This is a genomic window from Enterovirga sp. (assembly GCF_028290205.1).
Taxonomy (GTDB): domain Bacteria; phylum Pseudomonadota; class Alphaproteobacteria; order Rhizobiales; family Beijerinckiaceae; genus Enterovirga.
Map to the genome: position 1 here is coordinate 20,419 of NZ_JAQGKF010000255.1, position 14,190 is coordinate 34,608.

The window sequence follows — 14,190 nt, forward strand, 5'->3', positions numbered from 1 at the left end:
CATGAGCCTCCTGAACCTCATCACCGATGTGCCCGGCCTGCTGGTCGGCCAAGCCGAGGACCGGCGCCTCGCGAGCGGGGTCACGGTGCTGCTGTTCGACCGGCCCGCCGTGGCCTCGGTGGCCGTTCCGGGCGGGGCGCCCGGCAGCCGGGACACGCGCCTCCTGGACCCGGAGATGACCGTGCCGGCCGTGGACGCCCTGGTTCTGTCCGGAGGCTCCGCCTACGGCCTCGATGCCGCCTCGGGCGTCCAGGCCTGGCTGCGCGAGCGCGGCCGCGGGCTGCGGGTCGGGTCGGCCCTGGTGCCGATCGTGCCGCAGGCCATCTGCTTCGACCTCCTCAACGGCGGCGACAAGGACTGGGGCCGCTACCCGCCCTATAGGGAGCTCGCCTACGAGGCGGCCGGCAGGGCCGGCAGGGAGGTGGCTCTTGGCAGCGTCGGGGCCGGCCACGGGGCCACCACGGTCAATCTGAAGGGCGGCACGGGGTCCGCCAGCGCTGTGACGGCGTCAGGCTTCACGGTCGGCGCCCTGGCGGTCGTGAACGCCATCGGCTCGGCCGTGGTCGGCGGCGGGCCGCATTTTTGGGCAGCGCCCTGGGAGAGGGGCGACGAGTTCGGTGGCCTGGGCAGCAAGGCTCGCCTCGATCCATCCGATCTCCGGCCAAGCTGGAAGGGCGCCAGGGTGAACGGCACCACCATCGCGGCCGTGGCGACGGACGCAGCCCTGACCCCGTCCGAGGCCAAGCGCCTGGCCGTGATGGCCACCGCGGGCCTCGCCCGGGCTCTGCGGCTCACCTTCGCGCCCTTCGACGGCGACACCGTCTTTGCAGCCGCGACCGGCACGAGACCGGGCCCGGCCGACCTCACCGAGTTGGGAGCGGAAGCGGCGGATTGCCTGGCCCGCGCGGTGGCCCGGGGCGTGTACGAGGCCACGGCGCTCAACCCGACGCAGCCACCGGGCTGGAAACAGATTTTTGGTGAGGACCTTGCAGCCGGAAGCTGAGGCATCACTTGGAGCCAGCCAACGTCGTCTGTCAGGTGAGGACAGGACGCCAAATCATTGATATCGCCGGTGATTATGGGACAACTTAACGCAAAGGGAGAGGGCCCTTTAGCGGTGGCTGCAAAGGCTCAGGTTCCCGGCGAGCTTCCTGTGCCAGTCACTTGGTCCGGAAGGTTTTCTCCGTCCCGTCTCCCTCAACGGCCCGAAACCGCCGCGGCCGTTTCTCCTGCGCCCCTCGCCCTCGCTCTCCGGGGCTCGGGCCGGGTAGGCCGGCCTTCGCGCCAGGGGTGATGCACCCGCCGGCCGAGCGTTCCGGGCCCGGAAGAAACGCCCGGGGCCGCGCCGCCCTCCGCTGGCCGTCGGACCCCGGCCGCCGACCCTCACCGCACCGCGCGGGCTCGGCGCCCGGTCTCGCCCGCCCCGGTCGGCCGTCCCGGACCTCTCGGCTGGCCGTCCTGTGATCCGGTGATCGCACGACGACCGGATGCCGTGATCCGGTTCTCGGCCGCGCTGGTTAACATCCTGTCAACGGGCGCCGCATTGCTCCGGCCCTCGCCCGCATGGTACCGGCGCGCGATGTCCCCCCCTCCCCGCGTTCTCGTTGCTCCTTCGCTTCTGGCCGCCGATTTCGGGCGCTTCACCGATGAGGTGCAGGCCGTCGATGCGGCCGGGGCGGACTGGATCCATCTCGATGTGATGGACGGCCATTTCGTCCCGAACATCAGCTTCGGCCCCGATGTGGTGCGGGCCGTCCGGCGCGCGACGACGAAGCCGCTCGACGTTCACTTGATGATCGCGCCGGCCGATCCCTACCTGGCCGCCTTCGCCGAGGCGGGCGCCGATCTCATCACCGTCCACGCCGAGGCGGGCCCGCACCTGCACCGGTCGCTGCAAGCCATTCGGGCCCTCGGCAAGAAGGCCGGGGTGGCGCTCAATCCGGGCACGCCGGCCGAGGCGGTCGAGCCGGTGCTCGAGCTGGTGGACCTCGTGCTCGTGATGACGGTCAATCCGGGCTTCGGGGGCCAGGTCTTCATCGAGTCGACCATGGAGAAGCTCAGGCGCCTGCGCACCATGGCGGCCGGCCGCGACATCCTGTTCGAGGTGGACGGCGGCATCACGGCCGAGACGGCACCAGCCGCCGCGGCGGCCGGAGCCAACGTCCTGGTGGCCGGCTCCGCCGTGTTCCGGGGCGGCCCCGAGCGCTACGGCACCGCGATCCAGGCGATCCGCGGCGCGGCCGAGCGCGCCTCGGGTCAGTGGGCCTAGAGAACAAGGTCGGGCATCTGGTTCGCCCCGGACGGCGCGGCGGCACCGGTTGACGGCGCCCGCCGCATCGGCGACGCCCATGGCCAGAACCGGGCCGTCGGCTGCCGGCCGCCCCCGGGGCGACACGGGCCAGGACATCCGCCCGTCGGAACGTCTCGTCGGCACCCGCCAGCCGCAACGGTGGCCGGCGTCGACATCTCAGTCGCAAGTTGCGTCAACAGCCTTGGAGTGCGCTGCCCGATGATCCCTCGCTACAGCCGCCCCGAGATGGCCGCGATCTGGTCCCCCGAGACGCGTTTCCGGATCTGGTTCGAGATCGAGGCGCACGCGACGAGCGCACTGGCCGAGCTCGGCATCGTTCCCAAGGAGGCGGCCGAGGCCGTCTGGAGCCGCGGCCGCGACGCCGTGTTCGACGTGGCCCGGATCGACGAGATCGAGCGGGTCACCAAGCATGACGTCATCGCCTTCCTGACCCACCTGGCCGAGATCGTCGGCCCGGAGGCCCGCTTCGTCCATCAGGGCATGACCTCGTCGGACGTGCTCGACACCTGCCTGTCGGTCCAGCTCGTCCGCGCCTCCGACCTGCTGCTCGCCGATCTCGACGGGCTGCTCGAGGCGCTGAAGCGGCGGGCCTTCGAACACCGCATGACCCCGACCATCGGCCGGTCCCACGGCATCCATGCCGAGCCGGTCACCTTCGGGCTCAAGCTCGCGGGCTACCACGCCGAGTTCCAGCGCGCCCGCGCCCGCCTCGTCGCGGCCCGGGCCGAGATCGCGACCTGCGCCATCTCCGGCGCGGTCGGCACCTTCGCCAATATCGACCCGCGGGTCGAAGCCTACGTGGCCGAGCAGATGGGCCTCGCGGTCGAGCCCGTCTCGACGCAGGTCATCCCGCGCGACCGCCACGCCATGTTCTTCGCCACCCTGGGCGTGATCGCCTCGTCGGTGGAACGGCTGGCGATCGAGATCCGGCACCTGCAGCGCTCGGAGGTCTATGAGGCCGAGGAGTTCTTCTCCGAGGGCCAGAAGGGCTCCTCGGCCATGCCGCACAAGCGCAACCCGGTCCTGACCGAGAACCTCACCGGTCTCGCCCGCATGGTCCGGGCCTATGCCCTGCCGGCCATGGAGAACGTGGCGCTCTGGCACGAGCGGGACATCTCCCACTCCTCGGTCGAGCGCATGATCGGGCCGGACGCGACCGTCACCCTCGATTTCGCGCTGGCCCGTCTGGCCGGGGTGGTCGACCGGCTGGTCGTGTACCCGGAGAACATGCAGCGCAACCTCGACCGGTTGGGCGGGCTGGTCCACTCTCAGCGCGTGCTGCTCGCCCTGACCCAGAAGGGGGTCAGCCGCGAGGACGCCTACCGGCTGGTGCAGCGCAACGCGATGCCGGTCTGGCGCGGCCAAGGCGACTTCCTCACCCTGCTGCGGGCTGACCCGGAGGTTTCGGCCGCCCTCTCAGGCGAGGAACTCGCGGAGCTGTTCGACCTCGGCTACCACCTGAAACACGTCGACACGATCTTCGGCCGGGTGTTCGGGACGGCCTGAGGCCGACCGGCGTCGGCCCCCGCCCCGGCCGGCCGCCTTTCAGCGCCGCGCCGGTGGCGGAAGCCGCGTGATCTCGACCCGGGCCTCGCCTTCGTTGTCGGCGTAGCGGTCGGCCGTGAGCCCGAGCCCCGGTGTGGTGACGAAGGGCACGGCCACGATGCCCTCGTTCACGAAGAGGCCGGCCAGACCGTTGGCCACGGCCACGAACTCCGCCGTGTAGGTCGCGACGCCGTCCGGCCTCTGTCCGGAACCGCACGCGCAGGTGAACGTGAGCGACTGGAGCTGCGCGTCCCGGCCCGGGCGCGTGATGCGGAGCACGGGCTGAAACGGGCGGTCCCGGGCGGAGCGCCGGACGAAGCTGGCGCCGAGCCGCTCGCTCAGCGGCAGCCGGGCGTTGTCGATCCCGCCCGGATCGGTCGGGATGGTCCGGTCGCGCCACGCCTGGGGCACCGCAATGGTGATCCGATAGCGGTCCCCTTTCGCGAGCGGCTGCCCGAGGTTCCAGCACGCCTGCCGGGTCGAGAACGTGACCGGGCCCGCGGCCTGCCCGGCAATGCCCGGCGGGGTCAGGTCGCAAACCGCTCCGCTCCGCTCCCGGGAGGCGAGGTCCCAGCGCCCCCACAGGACCACGAAGGTGAGCGCCGCCAAAGCCAGCCCCCCGACAAGCAGGAGCAGGCCGAACAGGCCGGGAAGGGCCCACCACTTCAGATACTGGAAGGTGCGCTGGTAGCAGGCGGAGGCTCGGATGGCGTAGATCCCGCCCCGGGGTCTCGACCTCCTCCGGCCGGCCTCGCTGCGCGATTCGCCCGTGACCTGAGGGAGGCCGAGCGACTGGGCCCAGAGCTCACGCGACCCGTCCCGGATGCGCCGCTCCAGGCTCGAACTCCGGCCGAGCAGGCCCATGATCACCAGCATCAGGCCCGCAGCCGAGGCCGGTGCCGCCGCAAAGGCGTCGAGCCAGGTCTGGGCGAGCCCAGGCAGCACCATGCCGAGGCCGGAGAAGAAGGGGCTCAGAACGCAGGTCGGACCGAGGCACGGCCCGGGCGGCCACTGGCTCTGGAACCACGGAAACGCGGCCAGCATGAGTGACAGGATCACGACCAGGAAGTAATTGACCCGCCGGCGCCAGACGTCGTTCCAGACCCATTCCTGCCGGGCGGCCCGGAACGGGGTGCGGTGCCGGGTCAGGCCACCCTGCCGGTCGAGGACATGGAATTCAGACGGCAGACCGATCGGCGCGTAGCTGTCGGTGCCGTCCCTGATCCGCTCGAGCACGCTCTCGTGGACGACGATGCGGGTGAGAAAGCCTCTGTCGTTCCGGTTCGGGTTCTGCTGCAACCGCGTGGTTCGATCGGGCACCACCAGGCGGGCGCTCAGCTTGCGGGGCTGGTAGCGGTAATAGGCGGCGATGCCGCTCCGGGAATCGTAACGCCGCCCGAAGGGGTTCGCCGGCGGGCGCGGCTCCTGCCGGTCCGGCGGGGCATACCGAAGGCCCTCCTTGGCGGCCTCGCCCATCATCCAGTCGAGCGGCACGATGGACAGCGCGTCGTCGGCATAGCCGCCGCCGACATTGCTGTGCACGCCGGCGAACCAGACCTGCTGCAAGCGGCCGGGCGACCGCCCGGGCTCCGCCGCGAGAGCGGCCTCCCGCCGCTCGTCCCAGAGCAGCGGCTGGAAGCTGTCGCGCTCCTCATCCAGGGCCAGCGCGTGCCGGGCACATCTCACCTGCCGCGACAGGTGATAGTCTGGCATCGAGAGTGGCCAGACCCACCTGTCGATGCCCCGCGTCATCTCGTCGATCGGCAGGCCGTAGGCGGCCACGGTGTCCCACACGCCCAGAAACGCGATCTCGGGTTTGTGCGCGGCGCCAGACGGAACGTCCATGCGGCGCAGCCAGCGCCAGCCCGCGATGAGCCGGTCTCGCACGTCCCGAATTTTCTCGACCAAGCTGACGCGCTGGCGCTCTGGCCCGCAAGCGCTGCTGTCCTTTGGAGAAAACAGCTCCAGCCGATAGCGCCGCCGATAGGCCCGGTATGCGTCCGCAACCAGGAGTTCGAGCTCGTCCTCGCCCCTGTAGCGAACCAGCCCCTGCGAGGCGACCAGACCGCACAGCACCCGGGCCGTGAACGCACCTCGGCTGAAGCCGAAGGCGAAGATCCGATCTCCCGGCTGGTAGTTGCGGCATAGGAATTTGTACATCTCCTTGGTGTTGCGGGCGACGCCGATGCCGAACACGCTGCCGAGAAGGGCGAAGGGGCGGAAGCCGGAGGTGCCGACGCCGTCGATGTAGAAGGCGAGCTGGCGGCACTGGCCCGGAGCGGGACAGCCCAGATCCAGAGCGCGGTAGAGCCGCCACACGTTGGTCTTGGTGGTTGCCGCGGCCCCGTTCCCCGTCCCGTCGGAGAAGAGGACGATGTTGCGCGGCGTCGTCATGTTCCGCTCCCGCAGGGCCACACAACCTGAGGTCGAGTTAACGGGGCGCCGCTCGGCGACGTCAAGCGCTTTGTTCGTCCGTCCCCCGAGAACTTCGCGCCGGGCCGGGTTCATCCCCGGCCGGCAACCGGCTATGACGCGCGACTGAGCCTGGACGGTGTGACTTCATCCCGGGACACCTGAACAGCGATCGAGAGCTGAGCCCCGGAATGGACCAGCGACTGGCCTTGGCCGCAGGCAGCATCGGCATCGCGGCGGCGGTGCTGGGGCTGAAATACGCCGCCTATTGGCTGACCGGCAGCGTCGCGCTCTATTCGGACGCGCTCGAGAGCCTGATCAACATCGTCACCGCGCTTGTTGCGCTGTGGGCGATCAAGGTCAGCCTGTTGCCGGCCGACGAGGGCCATCCCTACGGCCACGCCAAGGCCGAGTATTTCTCGGCCGTGCTGGAAGGGGTGCTGATCGTCGTCGCAGCCCTGCTGATCCTGCGCGAGGCCTATCTGGCCTGGCTGACGCCGCGCAGCTTCGAGCAGCCCGCGCTCGGCCTCGCGGTCAACGCCCTCGCAACCGTGCTCAACGCCGGGTGGGCCTTCCTGCTGCTGCGGCGGGGCCGGGCGCTAAGATCGCAGGCGCTGATCGCCGACGGCCGGCATCTCCTGGCCGACGTGGTGACCTCTGTCGGGGTCATCGTCGGGCTGGCCGCCGCCGCTGTCACCGGAATTTCCGCGCTCGATCCGGCGCTCGCCGCCTTCGTGGCCCTCAACATTCTCTGGTCGGGCTGGCGCGTGATCACGGAATCGCTCGGCGGGCTCATGGACGAGGCGGTTCCGGCGGCCACCCTCGCCCGCATCCGCGACATCATCTCGCTCCATGCGGCTGGCGCTCTGGAGGCCCACGATCTGCGCACCCGCCATGCCGGCCAGATCAGCTTCGTGGACTTCCACCTGGTGGTGCCGGGCCACCTCTCGGTGTCCGACGCGCACGACATTTGCGACGGCATTGAGCGGGCTCTCAAGGCCGAGCTCGGCGCGGCGCATGTCACGATCCACGTCGAACCGGAAGACAAGGCCAAGCATTCCGGCATCGTGGTGCTCTGACCCGCCCGGATTCCGGACAAAGAAAAGGCCGGGTCGCCGAAGCGCCCGGCCGAGGCCCGCGGCGTGCGCGGCGCCTATTCCTGGTTCTGACGAAACGCCGTCGTGGCCTTGTCGGCGGCCGAGCGCGTCGCGGCGGCCGCGTCGGTGGCGGCGGCCTGAGCCTGCGCGGTCGCCGAGCGGGCAGCGGTCTGCGCGATCTCGCCGAGTTCCTTCATCTGGACCTGCATGGCAGCAAATTGCGTGCGGGCGAATTCGGCCTGCAGCTTCATGGCTTCCTGGATGTCCGTCGCCCGAACAAGGCGCTGGGCGTGGTCGAAGGCGGCAGAGATGTTCTGCTCCGCATAGGACAGCGTCTTGCGGGTGGCGTCGGACGCGCTGGTCTGCATGCTGGTGCGCGAGCCTTCGAACGTGTCGACGGCCTTGTGCGCGGCACCCAGAAAGCCGTCGAACGCCTTGCGGGCCTGATCCACGCTCTTTTCGGCGAAGTCCCTCATCTCGACCGGAACTTCGTACTTCATGCCCTGAGCCTCTGCCACGTCACCCTCCTGCTTCATGTTGCACTGCAACATACGCAATGCCTCTTGAAAGGGCAAGCGCGCTGCACGCCGTTAACGTTACGGAGAAGTAAATGGGTCCGCGGCAATCCGGTCCTCGCTTTCCGGGGACGGATTTGCTTTCTCTCAGGCCCTAACCGAGACGTCGTCATGGACCCCACAAGGGGTGGCTGGGAGTGCATCGTCGCGCCGCTGATCGAGGAAGCCGGAGTGAACCGGATTCTCGAGGCGGGGGCGTGCGTTCTCGTCTGGAGCCGGGACGGCGAGCGCCGTCTCTGGCCGGCCGATGCCGGCGGCGGCGCCGAGCCCGCCCGGGCGCATCCGAACTGGCACCGCCACGTGCGGACCCTGGCAGCCGGAGGCCTCGTGCCGCGCGAGGGCTTCAGGTTCGACAGGTGGCGTGAGACCCCCCTCGAGGCTCCCCTGACCGTCGCGTCCCGGGTGATCACGTCCCCGGAGGGCGCCGAGGCGCTCCTCACCATCGCGGTGTCCAGGGCGCGAGCGCCGAGGAGGTTTGCGGCGCGAGCGGCGGCAGACTCGTCCGGGCCGGCGACACCCGTCGCGGTGGCGGCTGCGCCCGGCACGGAGGCGCCACTGGCGCGCCGGGGCGTGCGATTCACATGGAGGGCCGACGCGTCCGGCCGGATGGCGGAGGTCTCGGCAGCCCTGGCCGCGAGCATCGGCCAGCCCTCCGGCCACCTGCGGAGCCGCCAGTGGAGCGAGCTCGCCGGGTCGGCGTTGCGAGACGAGGGCGGCACTGTGATGGCCCGCATGGCGGCCGGACAGGGCTGGAGCCGGGTGCCGCTCCTGCTGCGGCATGGCGACCGCGTTCGGGCCGTGCCGGGCGAGATCAGCGGCGCGCCGATCTTCGGCCCGACCGGAGGGGTCGAGGGCTTTCGCGGCTACGGCACCGTCTTTCCCGACGAGGCCCGCGAGGTGTCGCCCGATCTCTTCCTCGAGGTGCCGGCGGCCGCAGAAGCGAGCGTCGAGGCCGGGGCCATGCAGCCGCCGGTCGCCGCCGAACCCTACGGGGGCCTCGACCAGGCCATGAGCGTAGCCGCCGCGATGACGGGCACGGCCCGCGACGGCATGTTCGGGATGCTGAGAGCCTTTCTGGCGCCGCCCCCCGGCTTCCCGGCAGGCGACGGCGTCGCGGCCCCGGAGTCAGAAGCCGCCCTCCCCGATCCGCAGCCGGCGCTCTCGGCCGACGAAACCGGAGCCCTGCAGGAGATCGCGCGCGCGCTCGGCTCGGTCGGTCCGGGCGAGCGGCCCCTTTCGGTCGGTCGCGGCCCGGCCGAGATCGTGCCCCTGCCGCCGCGGCCCCGCGTGCCCGAAGCGTCCCGCATCCTGGATCGGCTGCCCCTGCCGCTGGCCGTCTTCCGGGACGAGAACCCGGTCTTCGCCAATCGCACCTTCCTCGACCTCGTTGGGGCGGACGAGCTTCCGGGCTGGGTCGCGGCCGGCGGCGCGGCGAGCCTCCTCGGCCTCACGCCGGCGCGCGGCGGCGCCACGCTGATCCGGACACTTCCGACCGGCGACGACGTCGAGGTGCGGCAGGAGGACATCGTCTGGGCCGACGCCCCGGCAACTCTCCTGATCCTGCGCAGCCTCGGAGAGAACCAGCCGGACGGACGGGCGATTGAACACGACCTCGCGGCGACCCGCGCCCGCAACGCCGAACTCGCGGCCTCGCTCGACCTTGCGGCGGACGGCACGCTGACGCTCGACCTCTCGGGCCGGATCCTGTCGGTCAGCCGCTCGGCCGAAGCGCTGTTCGGCTACGCCGAAAACGAGATCGTCGGCGAGGTCGTGACGGCCCTGATCGTGCCGGAGGATCACCGCGAATTGCTCGCCTGTCTGGAGGCCGTGGCCCGCGAGCGGCACGGGACGGCCCGGGATTGTGAAGCGCGCGGCCGATCCCGGCGAGGCCCGTCGCAGCCTTTCTCCATTCGGGCCGGAATCGTTGCGGGTACGCGGGAGCCGATCTATCTTCTCGCCTTCCGCGACCTGTCGCCCTCGAAGGCGATCGAGGAGGAGCTGCGCGAGGCGCGCAGCGCGGCCGAGCGCGCCGGCACGCAGAGGGCGGACTTCCTGGCCCAGGTGAGCCACGAGATTCGCACACCCCTGACCGCCATCGCGGGCTTCGCCGAGCTGATGCTGGACGAGCGCTTCGGGCCGCTCGACAACGAGCGCTACCGCGGCTATCTGCGTGACATCCACGCCTCGAGCGGCCACGTGGTGAGCCTGGTCAACGACCTGCTCGATCTCGCCAAGGCCAGGTCCAGCAACAGCGGCCTCGAACCGGGGGAGCTCGACCTCAGCGAGATCGTCCAGCAATGCGTCGCTCTGGCCGGCCCGCTCGCGGGCCGCGAGAAGACCATTCTGCGCACGGCCTTCGATCCCGGCCTGCGGCCGGTCTGGGCGGACGAGCGATCCGTGCGCCAAATCGTCTTGAACGTGCTGTCGAACGCCATTCGCTTCACCGGCGCAGGCGGTCAGGTGATCGTGTCCACGACCTCCGCCGGCCCGGACGACGTCCAGCTCAGCGTCCGGGACACCGGGCCCGGCATGACGGAGGGCGAGATCGAAGCTGCGCTCACACCCTTTCGGCAGGTTGCGGCGACGCGGCGGGGTGACGGCACGGGCCTCGGCCTGCCGCTGTCCAAAGCCCTGGTGGAAGCCAATGGCGGGGTCTTCTCCATCACGAGCGGCCGCGGACGCGGCACGCTTGTGGCGATCCACCTGCCGGCGGCCCGGACCGAAGACTCGGCCCGACAAACGGGAAGCACGGCGGCGGCGGCCGAGTAGCGAAAGGCCGCAGGCGCTGGTGGCGGGAAGCGTGGCTGCCCATATCGGGTGGGAGATGCCCGCCACACCCCCGCTCCCGTCCCTCGCCTCAGGCCGCCTCCCCGCGGCCCGCATCCGGCGGCTGCGGCCCGAGGACGAACGCCTGTATCCGGATTTCCTGGCGCACGTGTCGGCCGAGGACCGTCGCTTCCGCTTCTTCAGCGCGGCCGAGCTCACCCCGCACCAGATTTCGCGGTTCACCCGCTACGATCCGGCCTCCGCCGTGGCGCTCGCGGCGGTCAGTCCCGACGACGGGGCGCTCTGGGGCGTGGCGCGCCTGCATCGGCTCGACGGGCCGGTCCGAGAGGGCGAGTTCGCCGTCCTGGTCCGGACCGACATGAAGGGCCACGGCATCGGCCGCGCGCTGATGGAGGGCCTCTGCCGCGGCGCGCCGACGATCGGCGTCGAGCGCGTGGTCGGGCTCATCCTGTCGGAGAATGCCGGCATGATGGCGTTTGCCCGAGAGCTCGGCTTCGACCTCACGCAGGATCCGGCCGATCCGAACCTCGTTCGGGCCAGCGCCCGTCTCGGGGAGAACCGCCAGGCGGCCTGACCCGCCCGGCGGCTGGCCTCAATGGCCGGTCTGGTCGGCGCCGCGGCTGGCCTCGAACAGGAACCAGGTCCGACGCTCGGCCTGATCGATGAACTCCTCCAGCAGGCTCGCGGTCGCCACGTCCTCGTGCTCGTCGCACACGTCGTGCGCGTCCCGCATGTTCTTGGTCATGTCCTTGTTGTCCGAGATGAGTTCCCGCAGCATGTCGAGCGGGGGGACGAACTCGGCGTCGTTGTCGGCGACCCGGGACATGCCGTTGATCTGGCCAATCGACCGAAGGGTGTTGCCGCTGATCTTGCGGACCCGCTCCGCCAGGGGGTCGATGGCGGCGAAGATCTCCTCTGCGTGTTCGTCCAGCATGAGGTGGTAGTCGCGAAAATGCGGCCCGCTCATGTGCCAGTGGAAGTTCTTGGTCTTCACATAGAGCGCGAAGCTGTCGGCCACGAGGCCGTTGATCGCCGCCGAGATCGCGCGCACCGCCTGCTCGTCGAGATCGGTCGGGGTCTGGAGGTTGGAGCCGCGCGCGCTCGGCGCGGCTTTCGCTGTCTTCGCCATGGATGTGCCCTCAAGCCCCGGGTCTCGGGCGACGGACGGAGAGGCCGAACCGTCGCCCGGGGGTCAACAGGCCGGCAACGGGGAAGCCCCGCTGCCGTTCCAGGTCAGGCGCCGACGCCGGGGCTGCCTCCCTCGCCGTCATCGAGCTTGCCGATGAACTTCTGCGCGTAGAGCTGGAGGCCGAGCTGCTCGACCAGGTTCAGCTGCGTTTCGAGGAAGTCGATATGCCCCTCCTCGTCGGCGGCCAGCTCCTCGAACAGGATCTTCGACACACGGTCGTTGACGCTGTCGCAATACTTGGCGGCTTCAAGATAGAGCGCGCGGGCTTCCACTTCCGCGGCGAGATCGCATTCCAGGATCTCCTTGACGGTCTGGCCGATGCGCAGCGGGTCGAGAACCTGCAGGTTGGCGAAGCCTTCCAGGAAGAGGATGCGCTGAACGAAGCGGTCCGCATGCTCCATCTCTTCGATGGATTCCTTGCGCCACTTCTTAGCGAGGTCCTTGTATCCCCAATCGTCCAGGATGCGGTAGTGCAGCCAATACTGATTGACGGCGGTCAGCTCGCTGCGGAGCCCCCGGTTCAGATATTCGATGACCTTCGCGTCGCCCTTCATCGCACCCTCGTTTGCTCCGATGGGGTGGATTTAGGCCCGGGGCCGCGCGATGTCCAGCTAGTTTAGAACCGTTTCAAGAAGCGGGTTCGCCTCAGCGGGCCGGTGCCCATGCTCGGTGTGGGCCAGCGGGCAGCTGCCGCACGCGTCCTCCGCGCCCCGCAGCGCCGCGTCCATGATGGCCCGGATCGAGCGGGCGCAGCGCCCGCAATTCGGGCTGCAGCCGAGGCAGCGATAGACCTGGGCCGGCGTGCGGGGGCAGCCGGGGCCGTCGCCGAGGCACGCTTTCACGTCGCCATCGGTCAGCACGTTGCAGGAGCAGACAATCATGGATACTTTAGAAGCGCTCTAAATATCATGCAATGTCAGCATCTTAACCCACATCTGGCGTGGGATCCAAGCCTTCCGGCCGCCACCCGAAGCGGTCCGATGACGCAGGCCCGCGCCGGATTCAGCGCGCTGCGGCGCGGATCGAGGACGTAACCAGGTCGTCCGGCTGCAACCGCGCCGCCGTGGGCGCCGGCTTGGCGGTCGCCCCGTCAGGGGCCGGAGGGGCCTGCGCGGGGTCGTCCAGCCCGTAGATGTCGTCGCGGAAATGCGCCGCTCCATCCGGGCCCGCATAGCCCGTGAGGTAGACCCAGGCGACCGGTACGGGCTTGGACAGGCGCACGTCGACCCGCTTGCCGCCGGCGATCGCGGTCTCGATGTCCATGGGGCCCCAGGACGCGCCGCCTCCGGCCGCTGCAGGCGTGCCCTCGAGGAGCCAGCCGGCGAGTTCCTTGACCCCGGACACGCGCACGCAGCCGGAAGACTGGGCCCGGCGGTCGCGGGCGAAGAGCCGCTTCGACGGGGTGTCGTGCATGTAGACGGCGTGCCGGTTCGGCATGTCGATCCGGATCTCGCCGAGCGAGTTCTCGAACCCGGCATCCTGGCGCACCGTGTAGTTGACGGCCCGCTCGGTGGACCAGTCGATCGTGGCCGGATCCACCTCCCGGCCCTGCCCGTCGAACAGGCGGATCTTCATGCGGGCGAGATAGCCCGGATCCTTGCGGACATGGGGGATGATGTCCTTGCGGATGAGCGAGACCGGGACGGTCCAGGTCGGGTTGAAGTTGATGGAGGTGACCCGGGTTTCCACCGCGGGGGACGCCCGGTCGGGCTTGCCGACCACGGCCACGTAGCGCCGGCGCACCGAGCCGCCCTCGACGGCTTCGACGCTGGCGGACGGGATGTTCACGGTCACGTAGCGCTCGCCGAAGGCGAAGCGGGAGCCGAGAAGGCGGGAGGCGGAGGCCTGAAGCTGCCGCAGCCGGGCGGCGGCCGGAACGTTGAGCTGCACCAGCGTGCGGGGCCCCACGAGCCCCGTCTCCTCGAGGCCGTGCCGCAGCTGGAAGCGCCGCAAGGCCGCGGCCAGGCCGGCGTCGAAGCTCGCCCCGCCGCGCTCGGACGGGTCGAGGTCGCCTTCGGCCGCGAGCCGGGCCCGCAGCGCCGCGACCACCGGGCCGCGGTCGCCGGACTTCAACCGCGTCGCGTCATTGGGCACGCTCGGCCAGCCACCGCTCTCCGCGATCTCGCGATAGCGCTCCGCCGCCTTGAGGGTGGCCATGAAGGTCTCGGGGCCGTAGCTCGGCCGCGGGTCGTCGGACAGTTTCACGGGCACGCTCGGCGGTGCCGGCCGGGCGGTGGCGGGTTCGGCCGGTGCAGCCGGGCTCGGGGCCGCGGC

Annotated in this window: 12 protein-coding genes; 6 read left to right on the forward strand and 6 right to left on the reverse strand. The window is 70.6% G+C overall.

What is annotated here, in order from left to right; translation table 11 throughout:
• Position 1: 1 nt before the first annotated feature.
• The 3 genes from JWR86_RS17685 to purB all read left to right on the forward strand — a co-directional run bounded on the left by JWR86_RS17685 (position 2) and on the right by purB (position 3,817).
• A complete protein-coding gene (locus tag JWR86_RS17685) occupies positions 2-1,003 on the forward strand; it encodes a P1 family peptidase (protein WP_299567893.1) in 1,002 nt (333 codons plus the stop codon).
• Between the two features lie 576 nt (positions 1,004-1,579).
• Positions 1,580-2,269: a ribulose-phosphate 3-epimerase gene (gene rpe, locus JWR86_RS17690; RefSeq protein ID WP_299567895.1), complete on the forward strand. Its 690-nt coding sequence runs from the start codon at positions 1,580-1,582 to the stop codon at positions 2,267-2,269.
• A 240-nt stretch (positions 2,270-2,509) separates the two neighbouring features.
• Positions 2,510-3,817 (forward strand): adenylosuccinate lyase, encoded by a 1,308-nt coding sequence (gene purB / locus JWR86_RS17695; protein ID WP_299567897.1) that lies wholly within the window; start codon positions 2,510-2,512, stop codon positions 3,815-3,817.
• A gap of 39 nt (positions 3,818-3,856) precedes the next feature.
• Here purB and JWR86_RS17700 read toward each other — a convergent pair whose 3' ends face one another.
• Complete coding sequence (locus JWR86_RS17700) at positions 3,857-6,250, reverse strand: DUF2235 domain-containing protein (protein ID WP_299567899.1); 2,394 nt, start codon at positions 6,248-6,250, stop codon at positions 3,857-3,859.
• A gap of 209 nt (positions 6,251-6,459) precedes the next feature.
• Between JWR86_RS17700 and JWR86_RS17705 the strand changes: the two genes are divergently transcribed.
• Positions 6,460-7,347 (forward strand): cation diffusion facilitator family transporter, encoded by an 888-nt coding sequence (locus tag JWR86_RS17705; RefSeq protein ID WP_299567901.1) that lies wholly within the window; start codon positions 6,460-6,462, stop codon positions 7,345-7,347.
• Positions 7,348-7,421: 74 nt separating this feature from the next.
• On the opposite strand, the gene JWR86_RS17710 is transcribed toward JWR86_RS17705, so the two are convergent.
• Positions 7,422-7,883 (reverse strand): phasin, encoded by a 462-nt coding sequence (locus JWR86_RS17710; RefSeq protein ID WP_299567903.1) that lies wholly within the window; start codon positions 7,881-7,883, stop codon positions 7,422-7,424.
• A 168-nt stretch (positions 7,884-8,051) separates the two neighbouring features.
• Here JWR86_RS17710 and JWR86_RS17715 point away from each other — a divergent pair, with 168 nt between their 5' ends.
• The gene (locus JWR86_RS17715; protein ID WP_299567906.1) at positions 8,052-10,709 is read left to right on the forward strand and encodes a PAS domain-containing sensor histidine kinase; all 2,658 of its coding nucleotides are present in this window, start codon (positions 8,052-8,054) and stop codon (positions 10,707-10,709) included.
• Positions 10,710-10,764: 55 nt separating this feature from the next.
• Positions 10,765-11,301 carry a GNAT family N-acetyltransferase gene (locus tag JWR86_RS17720; RefSeq protein ID WP_299567908.1) on the forward strand — a complete coding sequence of 179 codons (537 nt, stop codon included), beginning with the start codon at positions 10,765-10,767 and terminating at the stop codon, positions 11,299-11,301.
• Between the two features lie 18 nt (positions 11,302-11,319).
• Here JWR86_RS17720 and JWR86_RS17725 read toward each other — a convergent pair whose 3' ends face one another.
• The 4 genes from JWR86_RS17725 to JWR86_RS17740 all read right to left on the reverse strand — a co-directional run.
• Complete coding sequence (locus tag JWR86_RS17725; RefSeq protein WP_299567910.1) at positions 11,320-11,856, reverse strand: DNA starvation/stationary phase protection protein; 537 nt, start codon at positions 11,854-11,856, stop codon at positions 11,320-11,322.
• A gap of 104 nt (positions 11,857-11,960) precedes the next feature.
• Positions 11,961-12,470: a bacterioferritin gene (bfr, locus tag JWR86_RS17730; protein ID WP_299567912.1), complete on the reverse strand. Its 510-nt coding sequence runs from the start codon at positions 12,468-12,470 to the stop codon at positions 11,961-11,963.
• Positions 12,471-12,527: 57 nt separating this feature from the next.
• Positions 12,528-12,797: a (2Fe-2S)-binding protein gene (locus JWR86_RS17735; RefSeq protein ID WP_299567915.1), complete on the reverse strand. Its 270-nt coding sequence runs from the start codon at positions 12,795-12,797 to the stop codon at positions 12,528-12,530.
• Between the two features lie 121 nt (positions 12,798-12,918).
• On the reverse strand, positions 12,919-14,190 hold a 1,272-nt coding region (locus JWR86_RS17740; RefSeq protein ID WP_299567917.1), incomplete at its 5' end, for a L,D-transpeptidase family protein.